The sequence below is a fragment of the Streptomyces sp. NPDC091279 genome (genome assembly GCF_044757465.1).
GTDB lineage: Bacteria > Actinomycetota > Actinomycetes > Streptomycetales > Streptomycetaceae > Streptomyces.
In genome coordinates, this window is sequence record NZ_JBIVVA010000004.1 from 160,004 (window position 1) to 186,726 (window position 26,723).

Annotated in this window: 27 protein-coding genes and 1 pseudogene; 20 read left to right on the forward strand and 8 right to left on the reverse strand. The window is 72.3% G+C overall.

Going from position 1 to position 26,723, the window contains the following annotated elements:
* Positions 1 to 161 precede the first annotated feature (161 nt).
* The 3 genes from ACIQOU_RS11155 (at position 162) to ACIQOU_RS11165 (ending at position 3,431) form a co-directional block, all read left to right on the forward strand.
* Entirely contained in the window at positions 162 to 1,481 is a 1,320-nt protein-coding gene (locus ACIQOU_RS11155) for a four-carbon acid sugar kinase family protein (RefSeq protein ID WP_401536058.1), read from the forward strand.
* An 83-nt stretch (positions 1,482 to 1,564) separates the two neighbouring features.
* On the forward strand, positions 1,565 to 2,596 hold the full coding sequence (gene pdxA, locus ACIQOU_RS11160) for a 4-hydroxythreonine-4-phosphate dehydrogenase PdxA (protein ID WP_401536060.1): 1,032 nt from the start codon (positions 1,565 to 1,567) through the stop codon (positions 2,594 to 2,596).
* A 52-nt stretch (positions 2,597 to 2,648) separates the two neighbouring features.
* On the forward strand, positions 2,649 to 3,431 hold the full coding sequence (locus ACIQOU_RS11165; RefSeq protein WP_401536062.1) for a DeoR/GlpR family DNA-binding transcription regulator: 783 nt from the start codon (positions 2,649 to 2,651) through the stop codon (positions 3,429 to 3,431).
* A gap of 82 nt (positions 3,432 to 3,513) precedes the next feature.
* On the opposite strand, the gene ACIQOU_RS11170 is transcribed toward ACIQOU_RS11165, so the two are convergent.
* The gene (locus ACIQOU_RS11170; protein ID WP_401536064.1) at positions 3,514 to 4,326 is read right to left on the reverse strand and encodes an SDR family NAD(P)-dependent oxidoreductase; all 813 of its coding nucleotides are present in this window, start codon (positions 4,324 to 4,326) and stop codon (positions 3,514 to 3,516) included.
* 173 nt (positions 4,327 to 4,499) lie between these two features.
* Here ACIQOU_RS11170 and ACIQOU_RS11175 point away from each other — a divergent pair, with 173 nt between their 5' ends.
* A complete protein-coding gene (locus ACIQOU_RS11175; RefSeq protein WP_401536066.1) occupies positions 4,500 to 5,084 on the forward strand; it encodes a TetR/AcrR family transcriptional regulator in 585 nt (194 codons plus the stop codon).
* A gap of 37 nt (positions 5,085 to 5,121) precedes the next feature.
* On the opposite strand, the gene ACIQOU_RS11180 is transcribed toward ACIQOU_RS11175, so the two are convergent.
* On the reverse strand, positions 5,122 to 6,018 hold the full coding sequence (locus tag ACIQOU_RS11180) for an AraC family transcriptional regulator (protein ID WP_401536068.1): 897 nt from the start codon (positions 6,016 to 6,018) through the stop codon (positions 5,122 to 5,124).
* A 147-nt stretch (positions 6,019 to 6,165) separates the two neighbouring features.
* Here ACIQOU_RS11180 and ACIQOU_RS11185 point away from each other — a divergent pair, with 147 nt between their 5' ends.
* On the forward strand, positions 6,166 to 6,957 hold the full coding sequence (locus ACIQOU_RS11185; protein ID WP_401536070.1) for an IclR family transcriptional regulator: 792 nt from the start codon (positions 6,166 to 6,168) through the stop codon (positions 6,955 to 6,957).
* A gap of 7 nt (positions 6,958 to 6,964) precedes the next feature.
* On the opposite strand, the gene ACIQOU_RS11190 is transcribed toward ACIQOU_RS11185, so the two are convergent.
* Positions 6,965 to 7,717, reverse strand: coding sequence for a LuxR C-terminal-related transcriptional regulator (locus ACIQOU_RS11190; protein WP_401536073.1), 753 nt, complete (start codon positions 7,715 to 7,717; stop codon positions 6,965 to 6,967).
* 501 nt (positions 7,718 to 8,218) lie between these two features.
* On the opposite strand from ACIQOU_RS11190, the gene ACIQOU_RS11195 reads away from it, so the two are divergent.
* The 3 genes and pseudogenes from ACIQOU_RS11195 to ACIQOU_RS11205 all read left to right on the forward strand — a co-directional run.
* Positions 8,219 to 8,884: a LuxR C-terminal-related transcriptional regulator gene (locus ACIQOU_RS11195; RefSeq protein WP_401536076.1), complete on the forward strand. Its 666-nt coding sequence runs from the start codon at positions 8,219 to 8,221 to the stop codon at positions 8,882 to 8,884.
* Between the two features lie 92 nt (positions 8,885 to 8,976).
* The gene (locus ACIQOU_RS11200) at positions 8,977 to 9,165 is read left to right on the forward strand and encodes an antitoxin (protein ID WP_401536078.1); all 189 of its coding nucleotides are present in this window, start codon (positions 8,977 to 8,979) and stop codon (positions 9,163 to 9,165) included.
* Positions 9,166 to 9,397: 232 nt separating this feature from the next.
* Positions 9,398 to 9,949: pseudogene (locus tag ACIQOU_RS11205) on the forward strand (LacI family DNA-binding transcriptional regulator); the annotation flags it as partial.
* 13 nt (positions 9,950 to 9,962) lie between these two features.
* Here the strand turns inward: ACIQOU_RS11205 and ACIQOU_RS11210 are convergent.
* The 3 genes from ACIQOU_RS11210 to nac all read right to left on the reverse strand — a co-directional run bounded on the left by ACIQOU_RS11210 (position 9,963) and on the right by nac (position 14,327).
* A complete protein-coding gene (locus ACIQOU_RS11210; protein ID WP_401536079.1) occupies positions 9,963 to 12,194 on the reverse strand; it encodes an APC family permease in 2,232 nt (743 codons plus the stop codon).
* A 76-nt stretch (positions 12,195 to 12,270) separates the two neighbouring features.
* Positions 12,271 to 13,260 carry a 2-hydroxyacid dehydrogenase gene (locus tag ACIQOU_RS11215; RefSeq protein ID WP_401536081.1) on the reverse strand — a complete coding sequence of 330 codons (990 nt, stop codon included), beginning with the start codon at positions 13,258 to 13,260 and terminating at the stop codon, positions 12,271 to 12,273.
* Between the two features lie 107 nt (positions 13,261 to 13,367).
* Complete coding sequence (nac, locus tag ACIQOU_RS11220) at positions 13,368 to 14,327, reverse strand: nitrogen assimilation transcriptional regulator NAC (protein WP_401536084.1); 960 nt, start codon at positions 14,325 to 14,327, stop codon at positions 13,368 to 13,370.
* Between the two features lie 269 nt (positions 14,328 to 14,596).
* On the opposite strand from nac, the gene ACIQOU_RS11225 reads away from it, so the two are divergent.
* The 10 genes from ACIQOU_RS11225 (at position 14,597) to ACIQOU_RS11270 (ending at position 23,507) form a co-directional block, all read left to right on the forward strand.
* Entirely contained in the window at positions 14,597 to 15,379 is a 783-nt protein-coding gene (locus ACIQOU_RS11225) for a LamB/YcsF family protein (protein WP_401536085.1), read from the forward strand.
* Position 15,380: 1 nt separating this feature from the next.
* The gene (locus tag ACIQOU_RS11230) at positions 15,381 to 16,094 is read left to right on the forward strand and encodes an allophanate hydrolase subunit 1 (protein WP_401536086.1); all 714 of its coding nucleotides are present in this window, start codon (positions 15,381 to 15,383) and stop codon (positions 16,092 to 16,094) included.
* Positions 16,087 to 17,073 carry a biotin-dependent carboxyltransferase family protein gene (locus tag ACIQOU_RS11235; RefSeq protein ID WP_401536088.1) on the forward strand — a complete coding sequence of 329 codons (987 nt, stop codon included), beginning with the start codon at positions 16,087 to 16,089 and terminating at the stop codon, positions 17,071 to 17,073. Before ACIQOU_RS11230 ends, ACIQOU_RS11235 begins: the two co-directional genes overlap by 8 nt.
* A 93-nt stretch (positions 17,074 to 17,166) precedes the next feature.
* Positions 17,167 to 18,477, forward strand: coding sequence for an MFS transporter (locus tag ACIQOU_RS11240; protein ID WP_401536090.1), 1,311 nt, complete (start codon positions 17,167 to 17,169; stop codon positions 18,475 to 18,477).
* Between the two features lie 39 nt (positions 18,478 to 18,516).
* Complete coding sequence (locus tag ACIQOU_RS11245) at positions 18,517 to 19,260, forward strand: SDR family oxidoreductase (protein WP_401536092.1); 744 nt, start codon at positions 18,517 to 18,519, stop codon at positions 19,258 to 19,260.
* Positions 19,261 to 19,265: 5 nt separating this feature from the next.
* Positions 19,266 to 20,480: an aspartate transaminase gene (locus ACIQOU_RS11250; RefSeq protein WP_401536094.1), complete on the forward strand. Its 1,215-nt coding sequence runs from the start codon at positions 19,266 to 19,268 to the stop codon at positions 20,478 to 20,480.
* Positions 20,481 to 20,502: 22 nt separating this feature from the next.
* Positions 20,503 to 21,177, forward strand: coding sequence for a 4-carboxy-4-hydroxy-2-oxoadipate aldolase/oxaloacetate decarboxylase (locus ACIQOU_RS11255; protein ID WP_401536096.1), 675 nt, complete (start codon positions 20,503 to 20,505; stop codon positions 21,175 to 21,177).
* A gap of 318 nt (positions 21,178 to 21,495) precedes the next feature.
* The gene (locus ACIQOU_RS11260) at positions 21,496 to 22,143 is read left to right on the forward strand and encodes a hypothetical protein (protein WP_401536097.1); all 648 of its coding nucleotides are present in this window, start codon (positions 21,496 to 21,498) and stop codon (positions 22,141 to 22,143) included.
* 153 nt (positions 22,144 to 22,296) lie between these two features.
* Positions 22,297 to 22,884: a hypothetical protein gene (locus ACIQOU_RS11265; RefSeq protein WP_401536098.1), complete on the forward strand. Its 588-nt coding sequence runs from the start codon at positions 22,297 to 22,299 to the stop codon at positions 22,882 to 22,884.
* 38 nt (positions 22,885 to 22,922) lie between these two features.
* Positions 22,923 to 23,507 carry a TerD family protein gene (locus tag ACIQOU_RS11270; RefSeq protein ID WP_401536099.1) on the forward strand — a complete coding sequence of 195 codons (585 nt, stop codon included), beginning with the start codon at positions 22,923 to 22,925 and terminating at the stop codon, positions 23,505 to 23,507.
* A 33-nt stretch (positions 23,508 to 23,540) separates the two neighbouring features.
* Here ACIQOU_RS11270 and ACIQOU_RS11275 read toward each other — a convergent pair whose 3' ends face one another.
* Positions 23,541 to 23,807: a GlsB/YeaQ/YmgE family stress response membrane protein gene (locus ACIQOU_RS11275; protein WP_401536101.1), complete on the reverse strand. Its 267-nt coding sequence runs from the start codon at positions 23,805 to 23,807 to the stop codon at positions 23,541 to 23,543.
* A 348-nt stretch (positions 23,808 to 24,155) separates the two neighbouring features.
* On the opposite strand from ACIQOU_RS11275, the gene ACIQOU_RS11280 reads away from it, so the two are divergent.
* Positions 24,156 to 25,868: an LCP family protein gene (locus tag ACIQOU_RS11280; RefSeq protein ID WP_401536102.1), complete on the forward strand. Its 1,713-nt coding sequence runs from the start codon at positions 24,156 to 24,158 to the stop codon at positions 25,866 to 25,868.
* Positions 25,869 to 25,980: 112 nt separating this feature from the next.
* Positions 25,981 to 26,262: a Sec-independent protein translocase subunit TatA gene (gene tatA / locus ACIQOU_RS11285; RefSeq protein ID WP_401536104.1), complete on the forward strand. Its 282-nt coding sequence runs from the start codon at positions 25,981 to 25,983 to the stop codon at positions 26,260 to 26,262.
* A gap of 37 nt (positions 26,263 to 26,299) precedes the next feature.
* On the opposite strand, the gene ACIQOU_RS11290 is transcribed toward tatA, so the two are convergent.
* On the reverse strand, positions 26,300 to 26,530 hold the full coding sequence (locus ACIQOU_RS11290) for a hypothetical protein (RefSeq protein ID WP_401536106.1): 231 nt from the start codon (positions 26,528 to 26,530) through the stop codon (positions 26,300 to 26,302).
* Between the last annotated feature and the right edge of the window lie 193 nt (positions 26,531 to 26,723).

Sequence of the window (26,723 nt, forward strand, 5' to 3'; positions counted from 1 at the left end):
TCCACGGAGGCGACGCGGTCCGTGGGTGACGGCCTCGGCGCCACCGGAACGCTCGCACGGCTGCGTACATCGCGCAAGAGGTCTCGCGCACTTCACGCACCTTGTGTCATGCTCCCCACCGAGCCGCCCCACGTCGGTCACGCCCAAGGAGGTTCGATCCCGTGGCTTCCCCGCCGCCCGTTCCCCGCGCCTCGCCGCCCCCGATACCGCTGCTGACGCCGCCACTGGCACCGCTGCCGATCCCGCCGTCGTACGTCGTCGCGCTCGCGGACGACCTGTCCGGCGCCGCCGAGACCGCCCGCGCACTCGGCGGCCCGGTACGGGTGTCCCTCGACGCCGGGGTCCTGGCCGGGATCGACGGCGCGCACGACCTCGTCGTCGACCTGGACACCCGTCATCTGTCGCCCGCCGAAGCGGCTGACGCCGTGCGGACGGCGCTGCGTTCGGCCCTGCGTTCGGCGTTGCGTTCAGCCCCGCGTCCGGGACGGTCCGTCGCCTCCACTCGCCTGCTGTACAAGAAGGTCGACTCGCAGTTGCGCGGCCACCTCGCCGTGGAGGCCGCCGCCTATGCCGAGGGCGCCGAAGCCGTCGTCATCGCCCCGGCGCTGCCCGCGACCCGGCGCACGGTGACCGGGGGTGTGGTGCACGTCGACGGCGTTCCGCTGCACCGCACGGACGGCTGGCGTGCGGAAGCCGTCTCGCCGCCCCGCTCACTGGCCGAGGCCCTGCCCGGCATCCCGATCCGCACGGTCCCGCTCGCGGTCGTACGGTCCGAACGTGCCGTGCTGGAAAGGGAGTTCAGGAACATCGCCGCGTCCGGCGCCCACCCGGCCCCGGACGCCGAGACCGATGCCGACCTGGACGCCGTGGCCGAGGCGGTGCTGCGGCTCGGCACCGGATTCCGGCTGCTGGGCAGCGCCGGTCTGGCGGCCGCGCTCGGCCGCGCACGGTCACGCCCCGCTGCCGCCGCACCCCGGCCCGCACCCGAACTCGCCCGAAAACAGGTCCCGTTGCTCTTCGTCGTGGGCACCGCCGAACCCGGCGCCGCCGCACAGATCGCGCACCTCACCGCGCTCGGCGCACACCATGTGCCGTTGAATCCGGCCGACTTGGCGGCGGGCACGGTCCGCCTGTCGCCCACCGCGGACGCTCTGACCGTGCTGTCCATCGACGGTTCGGGAGGCCCGCGTCCCGGCAGGGGGCGGGCGCTCAGCACCGCGCTCGCCGCACTCGCCGCCGCCCACCCGGGCCGCCCCGACCTCGTCCTGACCGGCGGCGAGACCGCCCGCGCCACCCTGGACGCCCTGGGCACAAGGGAGTTGGAGCCGCTCGGGGAGATCCACCACGGCGCCGTCCACTCCCGCACCCCCGACGGCCGCCACGTCGTCACCCGCCCCGGCAGCCACGGCGGCGAGGACTCCCTCCTGTGCATCGCCCTCGCACTCCGCCCCCACCTCGCCGCAGCCCCGGCAGCCACGTGACCCCGGCAGCCACCCGACCCGCAGGCACCTGGCCCCTCTGACTCCAGCCCCCCAACAACCCGCCCCTGCCCAGGAGTTGCCCCATGACCACGCCCCTCGCCCCCCTCGCTCCCCTCCCTCTCATCGCCCTCACCATGGGGGACGGCGCCGGTGTCGGGCCCGAGGTCGCCGTCGCCGCCCTGCTCGACGACGCCGTCCTGGCCCGCTGCCGTCCCGTCGTCATCGGGGACGCCCGGCGGTTGCGTGCCGCCGCCCGCGTCCTCGGCCTGGAGTGCGAGGTCGTCGCCGTCGGCCACCCGCGCGACGCCGCGTTCACCCCCGGCCGCGTCCACGTCGTCGACCTCGGTCTGCTCCCCGCGGATCTCCCGTGGGGTGAGCTGTCGCCGGTCGCGGGGCACGCCGCGTACGCGTACGTCGAGCGGGCCGCCGAACTCGCCGTGGCCGGCGAGGTGGACGCCATCTGCACCGCGCCCCTCAACAAGGAGGCCCTGCACGCGGCCGGCCACCTCTACCCCGGCCACACCGAACTCCTCGCGCACCTGACCGGGACCGAGGAGGTCTCGATGATGCTCTCCACCGAGAAGGTGAAGGTCATCCACGTCACCACCCACATCGGCCTGATCGACGCGGTCCGCCGGATCGAACCCGGTCTCGTCGAGCGCACCGTGCGCCGGGGCCACGAGGCGATGGTCCGCGCCGGCACCCCGAGGCCCGTCATCGGCGTCTGCGGCATCAACCCGCACGCGGGCGAGAACGGCCTGTTCGGCTACGGCGAGGAGGAGGAGAAGATCGTTCCGGCGCTGGAGAAGCTGCGCGCCGAGGGCGTCGACGCCCGGGGCCCGCTGCCCGCCGACACCGCCTTCTTCCTCGCCTCCCGAGGCGACTACGACCTGATCGTCGCGATGTACCACGACCAGGGCCACGGCCCCGTCAAGGTCCTCGGCATCGAGGCGGGCGTCAACCTCACCGTCGGACTGCCCGTCATCCGCACCTCCGTCGACCACGGCACCGCGTTCGACATCGCCGGAACGGGCACGGTCCAGGCCGGTAGCATGGTCGAGGCGCTGCGCCGGGCAGCCGAGATGGCCACGGTTCCGGCCGCTCCGGTGGCCTGAACCGCCGTCCCCTGCACCGCCGTTCACCGCCGTACCGTAGAGGACCCCGCAGATGCCGCCGATCACCTCGCAGGCCCGACGCGACCGTATCGTCCGCCTCGCCACCACCACCGGCCTCGCCAGCGTCGAGGACCTCTCCGCGCTCTTCGACGTCACCCCCTCGACCATCCGCCGCGACCTCGCCCGCCTCACCACGGAGGGCCGGCTCGCCCGCACCTACGGCGGCGCGATGGCGCTGTCCGCGCACCCCGAGGCATCGCTCAGGCAGCGCACGGGCGAGGCGTACGAGGAGAAGCGGGCCATCGCGCAGTGGGCGGCGCGGCAGGTCGAACCGGGCGAGACGCTGCTCCTCGACGCGGGGACGACGGTGGGCGCGCTCGCCCACGAGCTGCGCGCGGTCAAGGAGTTGACGATCGCGACGACGGGCCTGACCGCCCTGCACGCCCTCGCCGACGCGGAGGGCGTGCACGTCGAGTGCCTCGGCGGCACGCTCCGCCCGCTCAGTCAGGGCTTCGTCGGCCCGCTCACCGAGGCCGCGTTGGAGCATCTGACGTTCGACCGGGTCTTCCTCGGCGCCGACGGTGTCACCGTCGACCGTGGCATCTGCGAGGCGGACCTGCGCCAGACCCGGCTGAAGGAACTGATGTCCCGCCGCGCCGACCGGGTCTATGTGCTGGCCCACGGCGCCAAGTTGGGGCGCGCGCCGTTCCACGCGTGGGCCACGCTCGGCCAGGAGTGGACCCTGGTCACCGACGCCTCGGCGCCCGACGCGCAGCTCCGCGCCTTCGCGGCGCGCGGCGTGCGCGTCGAGATCGCCCCGGCCACCGGGACGTGACGGGAGCGGCGGGCGCCCGACAGCGCGGCGGCCCGCCCCGAGGCCGTTCCGCCCGCCCCCGGGACAGACCGCCGCCCCTGCCTCAGTGCCGGCCGTCGGCCTTCTTGCCCGCCGCCGTCGCCGCGCCCCGGCTCATCGCGAGCACGGCGTCACGGCGCTTCATCGCGGCGAACGGGGACCCGGCCGTCGGGTCCGGGCTGCCGGAGATCCAGGTGGGGCCGTCGGCCAGGTGGTCGAGGGCCTCCTCGGCGACCCGGTAGGGGTCGGCGAGCCCGGCGGTGTCGTACGCGTCGCCCTTGGCCTCGGCCTGCCGACGGTGCGAGGGGGTGTCGGTGCGGCCGAGGACGAGCCCGAGGACATCGACGCCGCTGTCCCGCCACTCCGCCCACAGGGCCTCGGCGAGGATGAGGTCGAACGCCTTGGTCGCGCCGTAGGTCGCGAGGGTGGCGCCACCGGCCCAGGCCGCGCCCGAGGTCACCAGGACGACACTGCCGCGCCCACGCGCCACCATCGGGGCGCCGAACCGGTGCGCCGCCTCCAGCGGACCCGAGCAGTTGCGCCGCACCAGGTCCAGGTGGCCGTCGATGTCCCGGTCCAGGAACGCGACGCTGCTGGTGTCCGCGCCCGCGTTGTAGACGAGGAGGCCGATCTCCAGGTCGGCGGTGCGGCGCTCCAGCTCGGCCAGGGCGTCCGGGGTGCTGAGGTCGAGGGAGACGGTGCGGACCTCGACGCCGTACTTGAGCCGGATCAGGGCGGCGGCCTGCTCCAGGACGGGGACGCGGCGCGCCACCAGGACGACGTTGATGCCGCGGGCGGCCATCCCGTGCGCGAACGCGACGCCGACCCCGTCGGAACCGCCCAGGACGATGCCCCACGGGCCGTATGAGCTGGTCATGGTTGTTGGTGCCTCTCACATGTGGGGGGGAGTTCGGCGAACGTCGGTACGCGGACGCCGACTTCGGACTGTAGCGACGACCCGCCAATTATAGAAGTCGGTCTCCTGTAATGAGCCGGCCGCCGCGAGGGCTGGCCGGTCCAAGCGCCCGGGGCGTCACTACGATGGCCGTCATGACTCAGCCGCAGCGCCGCCGGGGCCGTCCACGGGACGTGAGCATCGACGAACGGGCGCTCGCGGCGACCCGCGAACTCCTCGTCGAGCGCGGCTTCGACGCGACGACCATCCAGGCCGTGTCCGAACACTCCGGCGTGCACGCCTCCGCCCTCTACCGGCGCTGGACGTCCCGGATCGAACTGATCGAGGAGGCCACGTTCTCCGGGCTCGACCCGCTGAGCGTGCGCCCGACCGGTGAACTACGCCACGATGTGCACCGTTTTGTACGGGCCTATCTCGCGGCCTTCGGCGCGCCCGCCGCCCGCGCCGCCGCGGCCGGACTCCTCGCCCACCACCAGACGTCGAAGCGCGACGCGGTGCCGGAGATGTATCTGCGGGTATCGGCGCGGCCCCAGTTCCTGGACATCCTGCGGGCCGCGCCGACCGGCAGCGTGGACCCGGCCGTCGACCCGGACGACGTCTTCGACATGCTGCTCGGCGCGGTGCTCACCCGCACGCTGCTGTTCACCGTCTGGCCCGGGCAGCGGCCCGTGGAGCGGACTGTCGACATGATCCTGCGGATGCTGCGGCCCCTTGACTGAGCGCGGAACTCCGCGGGCGTGCACGGGAGCCGGGCGGCTACGGCTGCCGGGTGCCCGCCGCCCGCCGGAAGGCGCCCGGGGCCACCCCGACCCGGCGCAGGAAGAACTTGCCGAAGTTGGTGACCTCGGTGAAGCCGAGCCTGCGGGCGATCGTGCCCACGCTCAGGTCGGTGTGGGCGAGCAGGCGGCGGGCCTCCAGGGCGACCCGGGCGTCGATGATGTCCTTGGTCGACTTGCCGGCGACGGTCCGGCAGGCGCGGGCGAGGGTACGCGGCGCGCAGCACAGCGCCGTCGCGTAGTCGTCCACCAGCCGGGTGACCTGGTAGGAGCGCTCCAACTCGTGCCGGAAGCGCAGAAAGAGGGCGCCCAGCTCACCGGTGAACTGGGCGCCGTCCGGCGGGCTTTCGTGGTGCTCGCGGCACATCTGGTCGATCCGCAGCAGCACCACCGCCAGCAGATGTTTCAGCAGATCCTCCGCCCACCCCTGGTCGGGACGCTCGAACTCCTCGTACAGCAGGGCCAGAACGGGCTGGAGGGCCGACGCCTCGGACGCCGAGAGCTGCCAGTGGGACGGGCGCAGCACATCGTCCAGCATCTCCATGTGCGCGTTCATCCGCAGCGGGAACGTCTCCGTGAACATGAGGACGGAAGCGTCGAGTTCAGGCCCCGGAGCGAACTGGATGACCTGATCCGGTCGTATCCACAGCAGGGTGCCCGGCCGGCACTCGAAGTGGGTGGAGTCGATGGAGAAACGTCCCGTGCCCGCGTCCACCAGCAGGAGTTGATGGTGGTCGAGCCGGTGCGGCCGGGCGAGGAGGTCCAGTGGTGCCTTTCCCCGCAACTCCCCGAAACGGACTGCCGCCAGACCGAGATTCGGTCGCCAGGCGGACGCGTACGGGCGGACGGGTATCGGCAGTGAAGCGAAATCGACCATGGACGTTCCGAAATCGACCTTTCTAGTGCCACTTGAAAGCTCAATGATAGAGGCGGCCGCCCGGTGTCGGACCACCGTCCGAGTGTGCACGTGTCACCACGTACGCGCGACGAGCTGGCGACACGCACTTGAAAGGAAAACGACGGGATGACCACCCCCCACACTCCCTCCGTTCCCGACCGCTCCCTCGTCGACCGTACGCTCGCCGTGCTCGGCGTCTTCGACCGGGACAACCGGACTCTGACGCTCAGTGACATCAGCCGCCGCTCCGGACTGCCGATCGCCACGGTCCACCGCATCGTGGGCAGACTGCACGACTGGGGGGCGCTGGAGCGCGGCGCCCACGGTGCCTACAGCATCGGTTTACGGCTGTGGGAGACCGCCGTTCTCGCCCCCCGGCCCGAGCTGATCGAGGCCGCCCGGCCGCATCTCGCGGACCTGCACGAGCAGACCTCGGCGGTGGCGGGCATCGCCATCCTCGACGGCAAGGACAGCGTCCTGCTGCTGGCCGTCTCCGGTCGGTGGGAGGGCGCGGGACCGGCCATCCCGCCGGGCCGCCGGGTGCCGCTGCACGCGACCTCGGCGGGCCTGGTGCTGCTCGCCCACGCGAGCCCGGAGGTGCGGGAGCAGATCTGCGCCGGACCGCTGCGCGCCTACACGTCCGACACCCTCACCGACGGCATGGACCTGGAGCACCGTCTCGCCCGGATCAGGCAGGACGGGCACGCGGTCGTGCTGGGCACGCTGTCCGAGGACCGGGCCGGGGTCGCCGCTCCGGTGTACGGCGCCGACGGCACCGTGGTGGCGGCGGTGCTGGTGGTGACGTCCGCCGCGGACTGCCGGCCCGCGCTGCTGCTGCCCCGGGTCCTCGCCACCGCCGACGCGGTGACCAGGAGCATCGGCGTGGGGGAGCGGCAGTTCACCGAGGTCGGCGCCTGACCGAGGCTCAACCCGCCTGATCCCGGGCCGGGTCGGGTCGGTCCGGGCGGGGCCCGTCCGTCGGGTCGGCCCGGGCGGTACCGGCGGGCGCGGGCCGACGGGCCGTGTGCCGCGGGCGGACCCGAGGCGGCCAGCAGTGCGGTACGAGGATACCGAGCGCGTAGGCGCGGGCGACCAGGGCGGACCGGTTGGGCACGTCGAGCTTCCGCAGCATCGCGCCGACGTGGTAGTCGACCCCGTGGCTGCTGAGGGCGAGACGGGAGGCGAGCTGCTGGGTGGACAGGCCGTACGCCACCCCCTCCAGGATCTGCGCCGGCACCTCCCCGAGCACCACCGGAGCCGCGACGGTTCGCACGCCGGGCGGGGTGTCCGGGACGACGACGGTGGCGAGCGCGGCGCAGGCGCCGGGGCGGGGCGCCGGGGTGATCCTGACGCAGGTGAGACGGCAGTCGGCGGCGCGGCCGGTGGCGTCGACCAGGGTCAGGGGAACGCTGAAACCCGGCTGACGTCCGGTCATGAGGGCGTCGAAGTGTTCCCGCAGCGACGGTCGCGGGGTTGGCCGGAAAAAATCGGGGAATGACATTCCGATGGATTCCGCATGCCCGACGGTGACCAGTTCACGGAACGCGCTGTTCGTCACCGTGATACGGAGCGCGGAATCGACATGGACCAGACCCACGGCGGAACAGTCGTCCCACTCGTCCTCGATCTCCGGATGTATCTCCGGGGTACGGTCGAGACGTTCCGGTAATTCTTCCATGCTCTCTGCGTCGAGCGGCACGGACAAGGCGACACCTCTTGACGGATTGCGGGCAGACTGAAATTCAGGCGGAATTCACCATTCCTGTGGTGGCGGGTCCCAGCAGGGCGTTCGTTGACATTTTGCCTGTTCCACGGGGCGGTTGGTCAACCCCCGGTACGCCTTTGGAGGTGCCCCCACGGTAGGGAGGCCGGGTCGGATCTCAGGGGAACGACGTTTCCTTGAAGCCGGTGGGCGGCGACGGACGGATTTCCGTCCAGCGGAAAGACTGTAGGACGCACGGATTCCGTTTGGGGTGGTTTGTCGAGTGGCACTACGGATTTCGCTAGTCGACCGCTGTTCTTTCGGGATTGTAGGGTCGGAATTGCGCTGTGCGAAGGCGGGACCATGATCGGTCCGAGCCGATTCCTCGGACGGCGGGCCCTGTTTGTGGTGAAGGGTGCGGGATATCCCATGTGCCCGGACCGGGGTATCCACAGCGGACGGAAAGAGAGGCCTTGAATGCTCAGTGCCGTCGACGGGCGAAACCCGGGAAAGATTCTGGCCGGATCTGCCGATGTCGGCACCCGTCTCCAGATCGACACGCTGGCCTCGCTCTCGGAGGCCTGCGGTGCCGGAATGGCCGCGCTGGACACCCGGGCCCGCATCGTGTGGGCCAGCACCGGGTTCGCCCGGTGGCTCGGGGAGACCCCGGCCACCCTGACCGGCACCGCGCTGATCAGCCGGTTGCGGCTGATGCCGGGCGACCGGCTCCGCACCGACCTGCTGGACCTGGTGACCGGGGCGCGCGGCGACTTCGCCACCCGCTGGGTGTCGATCCGCTGCCCAGGACGGCCGGGGTCCGCCGGGATCGCGGGTGTCACCGTCCATCGGCCCGGCGGTGGACGCCAGCCCGTCGTGGTCGTACGGACCGCCGAGGACGAACCCGGCGCCGGACCGCGCGGCCTCACGCGCACGGAGGTGCGGATTCTGACCGGGCTCGCCGCGGGCCGCTCCACCGACTCCCTCTCCCAGGAACTGCGCCTCGGCCGCAAGGACGTCGAGTACCACATCGGCGTGATGCTGCGCAGGCTCGCGGTCCCCAATCGCACCGCGCTGGTCGCGAAGGCCTACTCGCTGCGCATCCTGCGCCCCGGTGAATGGCCGCCCCGCGACCCCGGCAGCTGACGCGCCCCGCCGTGAGCCGCCCGGTGACAGGATGCGCCACCGGGCAAAGGTGGTCATCCTGGCAGGGTCAGGTATTCCGAGGGAGGACCGCCATGTCGATGATCGACAAGCTCAAGGGCCTGCTCAAGGGCCACGAGGACCAGGCCCGCCAGGGCGTCGAGAAGGCCGGTGACATGTTCGACGCCAAGACCGGCAACAAGTACCAGAGCCAGGTCGACATGGCGCAGCGCAAGCTCGACGAACAGATAGGCAAGCAGTCGCCGACGGACGACCAGCGCTAGGACCTGTCCGGCCGACGCAGCAGTCGGCGTGATCTTCCAGCCCGCGGCCCGGCAACGCGGGGAAGGGGCGCGGGGCTGGGTGGATGTGCGGCTGCGCCGCGTGGCCGCGACCGGTCGGCGTGATCTTCCAGCCCACGGCCCGGCAACGCGGGGAAGGGGCGCGGGGAACTGCGCGACCAGCCACGACGGCGCCGCACCCGACAAACAACCTCACCCGGCATCCACCCCGGGCACGGACGTCGCCGTGGACGTCGTGCGCACCGCCGACGACGACGGCGTCGGCCAGATCGTCGACCACCTGGTGGGACTCGGCCACCGCGAGATCGTCTACGTGGACGGCGGCAAGGGCGTGATCGCCACCGACCGGCGGCGCGGCTACCGCACCGCCATGCGCCGGCACGGTCTGGAGGCGCACCTCCAGGTGATCCCCGGGGACTCCGGCGAAGCCGCCGGTGAACGGGGTGCGCGGCAGCTGCTCGCGGGCCCCCGACTGCCCGGCGCGGTGATCGCGTTCAACGACCAGTCCGCCATCGGTGTCCTCGCGGTCCTCGCCCGGGCGGGCGTCGCGGTGCCGGGGCGGGTCTCCGTGGCCGGGTACGACGACGACCGGCTCGCCCGGCTGAGCTGCTTCGACCTCACCACCGTCAGCCAGAACGCCCGGGAACAGGCCCGGCACGCGGTGACCGCCGCCGTGCAGCGCCTCGACGAGGGCCGCACCGCACCCCGCGAGGTCGTCCTCCCGCCCCGCCTGGTCGTGCGCGGCACCACGGGACCGCCCGCCTGACGCGGGAGAGGCGTCACACGTGGAACGGCACCGTGGTGATCACGATCTTGGGGACCGAGCGCAGCGCCCGGCGCAGCCGTGGGGCCGTGCGGCTGTGCAGGAGCTGGTGGCGCCGGTGCCGGGTGATGATCTCCGGCAGGATCACCGTGAGGGTCAGCTCGGGGTGCTGGCGGTGCAGGGCCTCGATGTAGTGCACGAGCGGCGCCACCGTCGCCCGGTAGGGGGAGACGACGATCTCCAGCGGAAGATGGTCACCCCACAACGTCCAGTACCCGCGCACCCGTTCGGCCTCCTGGTCGGTCAGGCTGATGTGCAGCGCCAGCACCGGCTGCCGGAGCGAGGCCGCGTAGGCGAGGGCCCGCATCCCGGCCAGATCGAGGCTCGCGATCGCGACGACGCTGAGATGCCGGATCTCCCCGGGCACCTCCTCGTTCTCGCCGCCCTCCGACACCGACCGCGCGGGGGCGGCGGGGGAGGAGTCCGGCGCGCACAGGGCAGGTCCTGGGCCGCCGGTGGTGTGCCCGGGGAGCTCCACGGTCTGCGGCCGCAGCCGCAGACTCTCCCGAACGGCCGTGTAGTGATGGTTGATCCGCAGCGTGACCAGCAGAAACAGTCCGACGGCGACGATCGCGACCCACGCGCCCTCGGTGAACTTGCTGATGCCCGCCGTGAGGAAGACGATCGCCGAGAGCAGCCCGCCCAGGGCGTTGAAGAGCAGGCTCTTGCGCCAGTGCCGGTCGCGCAGCCGCCACCAGTGCACGACCATGCCGGACTGCGAGAGCGTGAAGGCGAGGAAGACGCCGACCGCGTACAGCGGGATCAGCGCCGCCGTCCGGCCGTCGAATGCCACGTAGACCAGGGCGGCCGCGACCGACAGCAGGATGATCCCGTTGCTGTACGCCAGCCGGTCGCCGAGCCGCATGAAGACCCGGGGCGCGTAACTGTCCCGCGCCAGCAGCGACAGGACGCGCGGGAAGTCGTTGTACGCGGTGTTCGCGGCGAGCAGCAGAACGGCGGCGGTGGCGGCCTGGACGAAGACGTAGACCCAGCCGGAGCCGAAGCTGAGGTGGGCGAGCTGGGAGAGGATCGTCTCCGCACCGCGCGGCACCACCCCGGCGAGATGGATCAGCACGACGATCCCGGCGAACATCGCGATGAGCAGCCCCACCATCCAGGTGAGCGTCGTGCGGGCCTGGCGCCACTCGACGGGCTTGAACGCCGGGACCGCGTTGGAGATGGCCTCGATCCCCGTCATCGCCGTCGCGCCCGACGAGAACGCCCGCATGATCAGGTAGAGGCCCGCGCTCTCGGTGACCGTCACCGCCGGGGTGGGCCGGGGCCGGAAGTCCTGCCCGGCCGCGTCGACGAGGCCCGCGACGATCAGGGCGAACATGGCGGCGATGAACGCGTAGGTGGGGGCGGCGAACAGCGCGCCCGCCTGCCGGATGCCGCGCAGATTGCCCGCGAGCAGCAGCACGATCACCGCGACGCCGATCACCAGGGTGTCGGGGGCCAGCGCCGGGAGCGCCGAGGTGATCGCCGCGACGCCGGAGGCGATCGACACCGCGACGGTCAGCACGTAGTCCGTCATCAGCCCGGCCGCCGCCACCAGACCGGCGACCGGACCGAGGTTGGCACCGGCCACGATGTAGGAACCGCCGCCGTGCGGATAGGCGCGGATGGTCTGCCGGTACGACAGGCCGACCGCCACCATGAGCAGCACGATCGCCCCGGACACCGGGAACGAGTACGCCGTCCCCGCCGTCCCGGCGAGCACCAGGACCGTGAGCATGGCCTCGGACCCGTACGCCACCGACGACAGCGCGTCCGCCGACAGCACCGGCAGCGCCACCAGCTTGCGCATCCGCTCGGACACCAGGGCCGAGCTGCGCAGCGGCACCCCCAGCACATGCCGCCGCAGCCACGCCCCGGCCCGGCCGAGGCGACCGGCGGCGGGCTCCTGGGTGTCGACCTGCTCACCCGGCGACGCCGCGCCCAACGGGGAGAGCGGCACCAGGCGTTCGAACCGGGCCGGGCGCAACTGGGCCGCCGGCGGGAACGCGCCCAGGTCGGGGTCGACGGGCAGCGCCCGGCGCCACTCCTGCGGCGACGCCGACACCCGGCCCCAGGCCCGGCCCACCCCGCGCAGGACGTCGAGCTGTTCCGCGTCCAGCTCGGTCAGTCGGGCGGCGGGCCCGGGCGGCCCCGCCGACTCCCCGGCGCCGCTCTGGTGTGTGTCCGTCATGCTGCGCAGTGTGGTCGATCAGGATTCGACGCACGGCGATGACATGCCGGACGGCGACCGGCGGGGGAGCCCCGGATCAGGCGTCGACGCGGCCGGGGGTCCCGGACGTGCCGGGCAGCGGGGTGCGGGCCGGGCGGTCGCCGAGGACGTCCAGGATGTTGTCGACGGCCAGGTCCGTCATCGCCGCCCGGGTGCTCTCGGTGGCCGACCCGATGTGCGGCAGTGTCACGATGTACGGCTCGGCGACCAGCGGCGACAGCTCCTCGCCCATCGGCTCCCGCTCGTACACGTCCAGGCCCGCCGAGTGCAGGGTGCCCTCCTGGACGGCCTTGAGCAGCGCCTCCTCGTCGACGACGCCGCCGCGCGCGGTGCTGACCAGGGTCGCGGTCGGCTTCATCGCGGCGAGTTCACGGTGCGAGATGAGATGCCGGGTCTCGGGGGTGAGCGGCACGTGCAGGGAGACCACGTCCGCCTCGGCGAGGAGGGTGTCCAGGTCGACGGCGGTCGAGACGCTGTCGTCGCCCGCGTACGGGTCGTGGTGGATCACGCGCATGCCGAAGCCCTGGGCGCGGCGGGCCACCGCCCGGCCGATCTGCCCGTAGCCGACCAGGCCGAGGGTCGCGCCGTGCACGTCGAGACCGAGGTAGTCCTCCATCCGGAAGACGTCCCAACCCCCTTGCGAGAGACGGGAGACGGCGGCGCCGAGGCGGCGGCGGGCGGCGAGGATCAGCGCGAAGGTGAGGTCGGCGGTGGTCTCCGCGAGGACCCCGGGGGTGTGCGTGACGACGATGCCCCGCTCGGCGGCGGCGGCCCGGTCGACGTTGTCGAAGCCCATGCTCGCCAGCGCGATCACCCGCAGCGACGGTCCCGCCGCGTCCATCAGCGCCGCGTCCACCGGGTCGTTGCCCAGGGCGAGGATGCCCGTGACGCCGGGCGCGAGCGCGGCGAGGTCGGCGGGGGTCGGCTTGGCGATACCCGGCCAGGTCACCACCTCGGCCACCGCGCCCAGCCGGTCGACACCGGTGCCGGGAAGTTCCTTGCGGGTGCTGAGCACGCGAACCGTCATCTATGACTCCGTTGCCGAATCGAGACCCCGCAGGGATTTCGGCACACGCTAGTCAGCGGAATTCAGTGAAGACAAAGAACAATTCCGTGTGACGTCATCGGATGTCCCTATTCCTGCTCCCCGGCCGCCTCTTCGGCGCCGTTCGCACCGTTCTCGGCTTCCTTCCTGGCGTCGAGTTCTCGGACCAGTTCCAGGAAGAGATCATGGACCGCGAGAGCCGGTTCGGACAGCGGCTGGTTGTCGGAGGTCACCAGGGAGAGCTTCGCCTGGATCACCGGCTCGACGATCCGGCGCACGCTCAGCGCCCGCAGATCGAGGATCGCGCGCGCCGCCGACCACGGCAGCACGGTCGCGCCCAGACCCGCGTCCACGGCGTTCACCAGGGTCAGCGCGGACTCGACCTCGCCGACCACGTGCGGGGCGAGCGAGGCCTGCTGGAAGGCGGCGTCCACCACCTGCCGGATCGTGTGAATCCGGCTGGGCAGCAACAGCGGCACCCCGTCAAGACAGCGCAACGGCACCTCGCCCTCGGGCACCCCGCCCAGCTCGGCGTCGGTGCCGATCACGAACAGGTCCTCGGTCCGCAGCTGCTCGAACTGCACCCCGCGCAGCGGCCCCGCCCCGTAGATGAACGCCATGTCCATCCGGCCGGTCATGATCGCCTCGCTGATCACCCCGCCGAAGTTCTCGTTGACGTGCAGCAGGATGTCCGGGTACCGCAGGCGCACGCTCTTGAGCAGCGGCAACGCCAGCGCGGCGCCCAGGCTGTAGGGGGCGATGCCGACCGAGACGGCGCCGGCCGGGGCCCGCCCCGAGACGTCCACGGCCGCGTGCGCCAGATCCACCTGGCGCAGGATGAGCTGCGCGTGCCGGTACAGCGCCCGGCCCGCCTCGGTGGGGGCCACCCCGCGCTTGCTGCGGATCAGCAGCTGCTGCCCGAACTGGGTCTCCAGCGCCGACAGCTGCTGGCTCAGCGCGGGCTGCGCGATGTGCAGGATGTCCGCGGCGCGCGTGATGCTCCCCGCATCGATGATCTTGATGAAGGAGTACAGCCGCCTGGTGTCCATGGGGGAGAGCCTTCCGGTCGTGCGGGAGTCACATCGTAGGGACCCCCCGGGCCTGCGCACACACCGTGGGCCGCCCCGGCTGTGAGCCGTGTCATACAGATCCGCGATAACGCCAAACCCAACGGGTATTGGCGGTCCGGTGAGCACTCGATTAAGTTAACCGAAACACCGCCAGTGGAGCCGGTCGGCCAGGCAATTCTGCCCTCCCTTTTTTGCGGGTGTATTTCCGTGCCGGACGATCTCGATTCCTTTCTCTTCCGGAGGACGCTGTGACCCACCTGGTAGATCTCGTCGCCGATCTCGGCGAAGGGTTCGGCGCCTACACGATGGGCGACGACGAAGCCCTCCTGGAGCTCCTCACCTCCGCCAACATCGCCTGCGGCTTCCACGCCGGCGACCCCCGCATCATGGACGCCACCGTCCGTGACTGCGTCGCCCGGAACGTCGCCGTCGGCGCCCACCCGAGCTTCCCCGACCTGGCCGGCTTCGGCCGCCGCGCCATGGACCTCACCCCCGAGGAGGTCCGCACCGACGTCCTCTACCAGGTCGGCGCCCTCCAGGCGTTCGCCGTCGCCCACGGCACCCGGGTCCGCCACGTCGCCCCGCACGGCCGCCTCGGCAACCTGGTCGCCGTCCGCCCCGACTACGCCCAGGCCGTCGTGGACGCCGTCGCCGCCCTCGACCCCGCCCTCATCGTGCTCGCCCAGGACGGCGAACTCGCCGACGCCGCCCGGGCCCGCGGCCTGCGCGTCGGCATCGTCGGGATCGCCGACCGCGCCTACCGCGACGACGGCACCCTGGTGCCCCGCTCCGAGCCCGGCGCCGTCATCCACGACCCCGACGAGATCACCGAGCGCACCCTGCGCCTGGTCACCGAGGGCGTCGTCATCAGCGTCGACGGCAAGGAGATACCCGTCGACTGCGACACCGTCCTGCTGCACGGCGACACCCCCGGCGCCCTCGCACTGGCCGGCCGGGTCCGCGCCGGGCTCCTCGACGCGGGCGTCCGGATCACCGGGCTCGACGAGGTGCTGACCGGCAAGGGACGCTGACATGGACGGCAACGTCGTGATCGCCGACTGCGGCGACTCCGCCCTCGTCGCCCGGGCCGTCGGCGCGGACAGCGAGGCCCGCTGGCACCTCGTGCACGCCCTCGCCGACGCCCTCGACTCCTACCGGCTGCCCGGCGTGCAGGGCGTCGTGCCCACCTACGACCAGCTGCTCGTCGAGTTCGACTGCGCCGACACCGACCACGACACCCTGCGCGCCCTGCTGTGGCGCGAGGCCAGCCGGATCGCCCGCACCGGCACCCGCACCAGCTCGCCCCGGCGCTTCGTCGTCCCCGTCGTCTACGGCGGCGAACACGGCCCCGACCTGCCCGTCGTCGCCGAGCAACTCGGCATCAGCGAACGGGAGGTGATCGAACTGCACTCCGGCTCCGACCTCACCGTCCGCTGCCTCGGCGCCCCCGCGGGCGCCCCCATGATGGACGGCCCGCCCTTCCCCGCCCCGGTACCCCGGCTCGCCTCCCCCCGGGTCCGCGTCGAGCCCGGCTGCGTGGCCGTCGCCGGCCGCCAGGCCGTGATCTGCCCGATGCCCTCACCCGGCGGCTGGCCCCTGCTGGGCCGCACCCCGGTCCGCGTCCTCGACCTGCACAGCGACCCGCTCACCGCCTATCTGCCCGGCGACACCTTCCGGTTCGTGGCCATCACGGCCGACGAGTGGGACGACCACGCCGACACCCCGCTGGCGGCCTGCCATGGCTGAGACCCTCACCGTCCGCACCCCGGGCCTCACCACCGTCCAGGACCTGGGCCGCGTCGGCCGCTCCCGCTACGGACTGCCCGCCAACGGCGCCCCCGACCAGTACTCGGCCCGCATCGCCAACGTCCTGTGCGGCAACGACGAGCGCGCCCCGCTCCTCGAACTCACCGCCCTCGACTTCGCGTGCGTCAGCTCCGGCGACCTCCTCATCGCCGTGACCGGCGCCCCGGCCGACCTCACCGTCGCAGGGGTGGCCCGCCCGCAGTGGGAGCCGGTCTGCGTGCGGGCCGGCGACACCGTCAAGGTGAGCAACATCCGGCAGGGCCTGCGCGTCTACATCGCCGTCCTCGGCTCCTTCGACGCCGAGTACCTCCAGGGCAGTTGCGCCCCGGACACCATCCTCGGCTTCGGCACCAGCCTCGGCGCGGGCGACGAACTCGCCCTGCACTCCAGCTGCCCGCCGATCACCCACCCCTACGCGGGCATCCCCCTGTTCCGCCTCCCCACGCCCGTCCCGCGCTTCACCGAAGACTGGACGATCGACGTCACCGACGGCCCCGACCGGGCCGAGTTCGGCGACACCGCGGGCCGCCTCTTCGCGGCACCGTTCACCGTCACCCCGCGCAGCAATCACATAGGGCTGCGCATGTCCGGCGCCGTACCCCGGCGCGTCACCCAGGGCGAGATCCTCTCCCGGGGGGTGCCCGTCGGGGCCGTCGAAGTGCCGGCCGGGGACGAACTCCTCGTCCTGCACCGCGGCCGCGGAGTCACGGCGGGCTACCCTGTCCTCGCCGTCGTCACCGCCAGCGGCCTGTCCGACCTCGGCCAGGTCCGCCCGGGCCAGACCGTCCGCTTCCGCCACCGCACCCTGGAGCAGGCGATCACCGCCCACCGCGCCCGACGCAACGCCGTCGACGCTCTGAAGGCCCGCGTCCACACCGTGTTCGACGCGCTCAGCATTCCCGTTCCCGTCCGCAGCTGACCCACGTATCCACGTACCTCCCCAGCTGCTCCTGGCCGCCCCGCACGCAGCCGCCCGCCCTGCATTTCTCGCCTGCGCCAGACAGGAGACGCCATGAGCACCACGGCCGCAGCGCCCACCCCGCACACCGTCGACCCCGCCACCGCACGCAAGATCACCCTCGCCGGATGCGTCGGGATCTTCGCCGAGCTGTACGACAACGGCATCTTCGGCTTCATGGCCGGCACCCTCGCCGCCGTGTTCTTCCCCGGCTCCGAGAACGCCGTCCAGCTCGTCTTCCTCGGTTACGCCGTCTCCTTCTTCTTCCGCCCCCTCGGCGGCATCATCTGCGGACACCTCGGCGACCGCATCGGCCGCCAGCGGATGCTCGTCTTCGTCATCATGCTGATCAGCGTCGCAACGGCGGCCATCGGCGTCCTGCCGACCTACGCCAGCATCGGCATCGCCGCGCCCGTCCTGCTCATCCTGCTCCGGGTCGCGCAGGGCTTCTCCGTCGGCGGCGAGGCCTCCGGCGCGATGAGCTTCCTCGCCGAGCACGCCCCCGAGGGCAAGCGCGGCCTCTACACCAGCTACGCGCAGATCGCCTCGTTCCTCTCCCTGCTCACCGGCACGCTCATCGCCGCCGCCATGACCAGTGGCCTGGGCTCCGAGCGCATGGAGTCCTGGGGCTGGCGCATCCCGTTCCTGCTCGCCGTCCCGCTGGGCATCACCGGCATCTACATCCGCAAGCGCATCACCGACACCCCCAACTTCATGCGCCTGCAAGAAGAGGGCGGCCTGTCCAAGAACCCGCTCAAAGAGGCCTTCTCCTCCGCCGAGCACCGCCGCGCGATGCTGCTGGCCCTCTTCATCCCGCTGATGAACGGCTCCGGCTACTACGTCCTGTTCAGCTACATGCCGACCTTCATGAGCACCGAGCTGCACTTCGGCAAGGTGCAGGGCCTCCTCGTCACCGCGTGCAGCCTGGTCGCCATCTGTATCGCCATCCCCTACATGGGCAAGCTCTCCGACCGGATCGGCCGCAAGAAGGTCATCGCCGGAGCCGCGATCGCCATGGCCGTCGTCGGCATCCCCTGCTACCTGCTGATCGGCACCGGCAACCTGTTCCTGGCCATCCTCGGCGCCTGCATCATGGCCGTCGTCTTCGCGGGCCACACCGGCGTCATCCACATCCTGCTCGTGGAACTCTTCCCGACCCGGGTGCGCTACTCCGCCTACGGCCTCGGCTACAACGTCTCCTCCGCCCTCTTCGGCGGCACCGCACCGCTCCTGATGACCTGGCTCATCGCCACCACCGGCAACGTCAACATGCCGGCGTTCTACGCGGTCCTCACCGCCCTCGGCACCCTCGCCGCGGTCTCCGTCGTCAAGGACCGGGCGCACCTGCCGCTCCGCGACGCCTGACCGCACCCCACCCCCCCCACCGAAGCAAGGAGCACCCGCATGCCCATCTCCGACTACCACACGGCCCTCGTCACCGGAGCCTCCACCGGAATCGGCGCCTGCGTCGTCGAGCGCCTGGCCAAGGCCGGCCTGGAGGTCCACGCCGTCGCCCGCAACGCCGATCGCCTCCAGGCCCTCGCCGACGCCACCGGCTGTGTCCCGCACGCCCTCGACATCACCGACACCGCCGCCCTCACCGAGGCCCTTGGCGGCCTGGAGATCGACGTCCTCGTCAACAACGCCGGCGTCTCCCGCACCGGGAACATCCTCACCGCCGACGAGTTCGCCGTGGACGAGCAGGTCGCCGTCAACATCCAGGCCGTCCTGCACCTGGTGCGGCTGCTGATGCCGGGCATGGTCGAGCGCGACCTCGGCCACATCGTCAACATCAGCTCCATCGCCGGTGTCTACAACTTCGGCGGCAACACGATCTACCACGCCACGAAGGCCGCCGTGCACACCCTCTCCCGCCAGCTCCGCGTCGACGGCTACGGCAAGCGGCTGCGCGTCACCGAGATCTGCCCCGGCCGCGTCGAGACGGAGATCTTCGGCCGTCTCCTCGGCGACATGGAGGCCGCCCAGCGCGAGTACTACGACGGCTACGAGTCCCTCAAGCCCGAGGACATCGCCGACGCCATCGAGTTCGCCGTCGGCTCCCCGCGCCACGTGAACATCGGCCACATCGAGATCCTGCCCACCTTCCAGGTCCCCGGTGGCCTGAACTTCGAGCGCCGCGAGGGCTGACGACGATGACCATCGACCGACCCACCGCGGCCCGCGTCGGCCGCATCAAGCCCTCGCCCTCCACCGCCGCCGCCCAGCGGGTGCGCGAGCTGAAGAGCCAGGGCCTGACCATCCTCGACCTCACCGTGGGCGAGCCCGACTTCGACACCCCCGACCACGTCAAGGCGGCGGCGATCCGGGCCATCGAGGCGGGCGAGACCAAGTACACGCCCGTCAACGGCACCCCCGCGCTGCGCGCCGCGATCATCGAGAAGCTGCGCACCCGGCACGGCCTGGAGTACACCGACCGGCAGATCACCGTCGGCGGCGGCGCCAAGCAGGTCATCTTCCTCGCCCTCACCGCCACCCTCGACGAGGGCGACGAGGTCATCGTGCCCGCCCCCTACTGGGTGTCGTACCCGGACATGGTGCGAGCCAACGACGGCACCCCCGTCATCGTGCCCTGCCCGGCGGCCGACGGCTTCAAGCTCACCCCCGAGCGGCTGCGGGCGGCGCTGACCGACCGCACCCGCTGGGTCATCCTCAACACCCCCGGGAACCCGACGGGTTCGGCCTACACCGACGAGGAACTGCGGGCGCTGGCCGCGGTGCTGCTCGACCACCCCCAGGTGCGGGTCCTCACCGACGAGATCTACGACGAGATCTGGTACGAGGAGGGCCAGAGCCGCTCCCTCGCCTCCGTCGAACCCCGCCTGGCCGACCGGGTGTTCCTCACCAACGGCGTCTCCAAGTCGTACGCGATGACCGGCTGGCGGCTCGGCTACGGCGTCGGGCCCGCCGACCTGGTGACCGCGATCAACACGCTCCAGTCGCAGATCTCCTCCTGCCCCTCCTCGATCAGCCAGGCCGCCGCTGCGGCCGCGCTCACCGGGCCGCAGCAGTTCGTGACGGACACGGTCCGCGTCTACCGCAGCCGCCGCGACGCCACCGTCAAGCTCCTCGACGACGCCCCGCACCTGAGCGTCACCAGCCCGGCCGGCGGCTTCTACCTCCTGGTGGACTGCTCCGCCGCGCTCGGCCGCCGCACCCCGGACGGCCAACTCATCGAGAACGACGAGCAGTTCGCCCTCCATCTGCTCGACAGTCGGCAGGTCGCCGTGATCCACGGCTCGGCCTACGGGGCCCCCGGCTACTTCCGGATCTCCTTCGCCACCTCCACCGAGGTGCTCACCGAGGCGTGCGAGCGCATCGCCGCCGCCTGCGCCGACCTGACCGCGTGACGGACCGCCCGAAAGGCACCCGATGATCACCCTCAGCACCAAGTTCGACCGCCCGGACGCCGACCTCGTCAAGGAACTGAGCGCCTTCTCGTCGGCGACCATCCACGAGGCCCAGGGCCGGCTGGGCGCCCTCGACTCGGCGATCAAGCCGGTCGACCACCGGATGAAACTGTGCGGCCCCGCCTTCACCGTCGTCTGCGCGCCCCGCGACAACCTGATGCTCCAGACCGCGATCCACTACGCCAAGCCCGGCGATGTCGTCGTGGTCTCCGGCGGCGCCTACACCGAGGCGGGCTCCTTCGGCGACGTCCTCGCCAACGCCTGCCAGTCGAAGGGGCTCGGCGGGCTGATCACCGACACCGGCGTCCGTGACACCGAGGACCTGCGGGCGCTCGGCTTCCCGGTCTTCTCGCGCAGCGTCTGCATCAAGGGCACCGTCAAGGAGACCCCGGGACCGCTCTGCGAGCCGATCACCATCGGCGGCCAGCTGATCCGCCCCGGCGACGTCGTCAACGCGGACGCCGACGGCGTGGTCGTGGTGCGGCGCGAGTCCCTCGCCGAGGCGATCACCGCGTCCCAGCGGCGCATCGACACCGAGGCCGAGTTCATCGCCGCGTACCGGTCGGGCACCACGGTCGCCGAGATCTGCGGCCTCGACGCGCTCCTCGCCGCGAAGGGCGTGATCGTCGAGGAGTGAGCCCGCGGGGAACAGCCGGGATGCCGTGAACGGCGCGGCGGCCGTGGGCGATGGTCCGGAGGGTGCCTGTACCACCGTCCGTACCGCCCCTGCCGCGCCGCACGCCCCGGACGTTGCCCGTGCGAATCGGGCCGTCGGCCGGGAGAACCTCCTCGGGCCCGGCCCGGACACCCCGCTCACCACGGCCGATGTCCCCGGCGGACCGGCCGTGGCTCGCTTTGACGGTTGCGTAATTTCCCAACTATTAGACTCGCGACTCCACGGCGGGCGTGGCGCGGCCGGTTCTGCGGCGGCGAGATCTTCGAGGTCGGGGGACATATGACGGAGACGGACCGGCCGGAGGCGGAGCCCGACGCGGTGTTCGAGCGGCTCCTGGAACGCGCGCTCGACCTCGACCCGGTCACGGAGGCCCTCGCGCGCCGCGCCGGGTCCGTCCGCCGCGAGGAGCTGCGGGACAGCGCGCGCCGGGCCCACGCCGAGATCGTGGCGAGCGCGGCGGCCGCGCACGGGGGACCGGTCGCGGGACACCCCCCGCGCCCCTGCCGCCCCGGCGGACAGCAGCCGGTGACCTCCCTGCTCGCGCCGCGTCTGTCGGCCGTCGCGGGCCTGGTGTTGCTGCTCTCCGGATACGCCGTGCGCTCCCTGGGCGGCCGCCCCTACGTCGGCGACGGCCTGATCATGGCCGGCGTCCTCATCTGCACGGTCGCGGTCGGCGCGGCCGTCGGCGACTTCCTCTGGCTCGCGGTGGCCGCGCTCCGGCGCCGGGACGGCGAGCACGACGAGGCGTCCGCTGTCCCCGACGCCGCCGACCCGGCGCCCGAGCCGCCCCACGCCGCCTGGGAACTGGCCCTCCTGGACAGGGGGTTGGTGCCCTTCCTGCTCCGTCACCTGGACGCCCCGCCCCCGCCCGGCGAGGAGCCCAGCCCCGGGACCGGAGCCACGCCGCACGGCACCGTCGTCCGATGACCCACCGCCGTCCGGTCGTTGGCGCGTCCCCCGCCTCCCGTTACTTCTACAGTGCTGTAGATTCAAGCTCGGGACCGTGACTCGTCCGGGACCCCGTGCGAGGACCGCGCCCCCGGTCCTCGCACGCCACCACGGAGCGGCCGGGAGGCGGGCTTGAACACCACGTCCGGAATCTGGCCGCAGGACCGCGCGGATTTCGACGAGTTGCTGCAACGCGCCCTGGACGAGAGGCGCGTCCGGGAGGCGTTGCGCGCCGACCCGAGCGGTGCGGCCGCCCGGCGGCTGCGCGCCCGCGCCCTGGCGGCGGCCGACGAGATAGCGGCCGCCGCCGACGAGGAGTACCGCGTCTATCTCGCCGTCCGCGTCACCGCCGGGACCCGGACTCCCGTACCCGGCAGCCCCGTTGCCCCGTCCGACCGGGCCCTGCCCGCCGTGCTCCTGCCGCTGCTCGCGGCCGTGTCCGGTGTGACGCTGCTGCTGGTCGGGTACGGGCTGCGGAGAGCGGACCTGGCACCGGAGTTCGCCGCCTCGGTCCGCACGGCGGGCCTGCTGCTCACCGGGATCGCGGCGGGAGCCGGCGCCGTCGGACTCCTGGCCCTGCTGGTGCGGGCGGCGCTGCGGCGCGGATCACATCCCGGAGCCGACACGGAACGCGCCCGACGCAGATGGCGGCGGGCCCTGCTGGAGCGGGGCGTCGAACCCTACGTCCGCCGCCATCTGCCCGACGCGCTCACCCCGTAGCTCCCCTCTGCCCGACGACAGAAAGAGAGACGAGAGACATGTCCGTCAACCTCAGCAAGGGCCAGCAGATCAGCCTGAGCAAGTCCGACGGCGGCGAACTCACCGCCGTCCGCATGGGCCTGGGCTGGCAGGCCGCCCAGCGCAAGGGCTTCCTCGCCAAACTCGCGGGCCCCCGGGAGATCGACCTCGACGCCTCCGCGCTGCTCTTCGCGGCCGGTCAACTCGCCGACGTGGTCTTCTTCCAGCATCTGATCAGCGACGACGGCTCGGTGCGCCACCTCGGGGACAACCTCACCGGCGGCGCCGGAGCGGGCGGGGACGACGAGGTCGTCCTCGTCGACCTCGGCCGGGTCCCCGCCCACGTCGACCAGATCGTCTTCACCGTCAACTCCTTCACGGGCCAGACCTTCGCCGAGGTCCAGAACGCCTTCTGCCGCCTCGTCGACGAGTCCACCGGCCAGGAACTCGCCCGGTACACACTCAGCGGCGGCGGCACCTCCACCGCCCAGATCATGGCCAAGCTGCACCGGGCGGGCCGCGGCTGGGAGTTGAAGGCCATCGGCGAACCCGCCTCGGGGCGGACGTTCCAGGACCTGCTGCCGGTCATCGCCGGGCACCTGTGACCGGTGCCCGGCAACGCGCGGCCGCGCCGCTAGCTAGTCGCGCGAATTGCCGAACAGCAGCCGGTAGCCGATGAGGAGGACCAGCGAGCCGCCGATCGCCGCACCCCAGGTGTAGAGGTCGAAGAAGTTCTTCTCGAAGGAGCGGTGGAAGAAGTGGGCGGACAGCCAGCCGCCCACGAAGGCTCCGGCGATGCCGATGAGGGTGGTGCCGATGAGGCCGCCCGGATCACGGCCGGGCAGCAGGATCTTGGCGATGGCCCCGGCGAGCAGGCCGAGGATGATCCAGCTGATGATGCCCACGTCGTTGTTCCTCCAGTCGGTGGCGGACCCGGCGCGATCCCCTCGGACCCCCGGTCCTGACATTGCTTGCTTGCGCAATTCTAGGAATATTACGGCGGGTTGACGAGACCGGGTCCCCCCGCGGCGGCCGGGCGGTCCTGGGCCGATGCTGAGAGAGCCCTGTAGGTTCCATGAGATCTCTCACCTGATCATCACGTCCCGACGGTGCTGATCAGGCCATGGTTTTGTTAGATTGCGCAACTACGCAATCGAAATGGAGCCCCCCGCTCCGTCCGCCCGTACCCCGCCGTGCCCGGCCCCGTGCCGACGGCCCGGCCCGACGGGCCCGACCGTTCCTGGGAGTGGGAGATGAGCGACCCGTGGGGCGGCCGGCGCGGCCCCGCCACGCGCAGCCGCACCGACCGGATGCCCGCCCAGCGGGATGCCGAACCCGGGGGAGCGCGCCCGCCGGGCGGCCGGGCCGCCGCCCGCGCGGCCTCCCGGCAACGCGGCAGGCCCGCACCCCGGCGCCGCGCCAGGCCGGTCCGCAAAGGCAGGCGGGTCCTGCGGATCGCCGGACTCTGCCTGGCCCTGCTGGTGCTGGGCACGGCCGGGGTCGGCTGGTGGTTCTACGAGCACCTCAACGGCAACATCCAGAGCTTCTCGCTGGACGGCAAGGGCGGCGCCGAGAAGGCCGACGCCTTCGGCCGCACCCCGATCAACATCCTGGTCATGGGCTCCGACGGCCGGACCAGCAAGGCCGACTGCAAACTCGGCGGCGGCTGCTCCCAGACCGGCGTGCAGACCGGCAGCGGCAACGCGGACGTCGAGATGGTCGTGCACATCTCGGCCGACCGCTCCAACGCCACCGTGATGAGCATCCCGCGCGACACCATGACCAACGTGCCCGCCTGCACGGACGACGCGGACCACACCTCCACGGGCGGCTACTACGGGCAGATCAACAGCGCCCTCCAGTACGGCCCCGCCTGTCAGGTGGCCACCGTCCACCAGCTCACCGGCATCCCCATCGACCACTTCGTCAAGCTCGACTTCTCCGGCGTGGTCAAGATGTCCGACGCGGTCGGCGGCGTCTCCGTCTGCGTCAGCGACAACGTCTACGACACCTACTCGCACCTCAAGCTCTCCAAGGGCGCGCACACCCTCAAGGGCCAGGCGGCGCTGGAGTTCGTGCGCTCCCGGCACGGCTTCGGCGACGGCAGCGACCTCGGCCGGACCGTCTCGCAGCACATCTTCCTCGGCGCGATGATCCGCAAGTTCAAGAGCGCGGGCACGCTCACCGACCCGAGCGCCGTCTACGACCTCGCCGACGCCGCCACCAAGGCGCTGACCGTCGACGACGGCCTGGGCAGCGTGAAGAAGCTGATCGCGCTCGCGGCGGACGTGAACAAGGTCCCCACCAAGCGGATGACCTTCGCCACCATGCAGACCGCCCCCGACCCCTCCAACAACGACCGGGTCGTGGTCGGCACCGGGGCGAAGAGCCTCTTCTCCTCCATCGCCGACGACCAGTCCCTGACCACCGGGTCGGGCAAGAAGTCGGTGGCGGCCAAGGCGAGCGCGTCCCCCACCGCCGCGTCCGTGCCCGCGTCGCAGATCGCCGTGACGGTCCAGAACGGCACCGACATCACCGGTCGCGCCTCCGAGGTCCAGCAGGCCCTCATCGACCAGGGCTTCAACTCCGGTACGACCACCGCCAACGCGGCCAGCTCCGCGACCACGACGACCCTCACCTACGGCACCGGACAGAAGGCCGAGGCGCAGACGGCCGCCAAGGCCCTGGGCCTGCCCACCTCGCATCTGGAGCAGGGCACCGGCACCGGCCTGACCCTGGTCATCGGCGCCGACTGGCCGAGCGGCACGAGCTTCCCGTCGGGCGGCTCCTCGGGCTCGTCGGCCGACACCAAGGCCGCCGTCTCCAACGCCCACGCCCAGACCGCCGACCAGGCCAAGACCTGCGCCAAGGTCAGCCCCTACAAGACGGTCGCGCTCAACGGCGTCGCGATGACACCGGCGCAGGCGTACGCGGCGGCGAGCACCACACCCGACTCCGACGACTGAGGGGCGACCCCCGCACGACGGAGTTGTACAGTTGCGCAAGGCGGCAACAGTCGCACGCGTGGCTGTGACCGACAGCCGAACCAATGAATGGCGAAGAGAGAGGGGTGTGCGGATGCTCCGCAACGGACTGGAACCCTGGCACCTGCTGATCGTGGCGCTCGTGGTCATCGTGCTGTTCGGCTCGAAGAAGCTGCCCGAGGCGGCCCGCGGGCTCGGCAAGTCGATGCGCATCCTCAAGAGCGAGGCCAAGGCGATGAAGGAGGACGACGCCGTCCAGCACCCCGCGCCGACCGCCGAGAACGCCGCCGACGCCACCGTCCGCGCCGTCCAGGCCCCGCAGGCCGAGCAGGCGGCGCCCCGCCCGGCCACCGAGAGCAGCACGGCCGCCCACTGAAGCGGCCGCCGAGTCCCTGACGGACCCCCGGGTTGCGTCAGGGACTCGCGATGTCGAAGCCGTACCGCAACGGCTCCCGGGTGACGCTGTGGTCGCGGCGGTAGACGAACACCGCCTCCACGCGTGGCCCGTCCTCCGGGGTCTCGGTCCGGCACGGATATGTCACCTGGATCACTCGCGGCCGGTCGGCGACCTTCATCCGCACACCGTCCGCCGGTCCGCCGTCGAGCACGGCGGACTCCCATCCCGTCACCTGAGTCGTCTTCACGGCCAACACTTTAGAGGTTGCGCAAGTGTTGATGGAAGTCGGCGTCGCGTTCCGGGGCGGGGCGGGCATGCCGACGGGGGGCCCCCCCCCCGGGGGGGGGGGGGCCCCCGGGGGGGGGCCCCCCCCCCCCGGGCGCGGCCGGGGGGGCCCGGGCGGGGGGGGGGGGCAGTTGGGGGGGGCGGGGGGGCGGCGC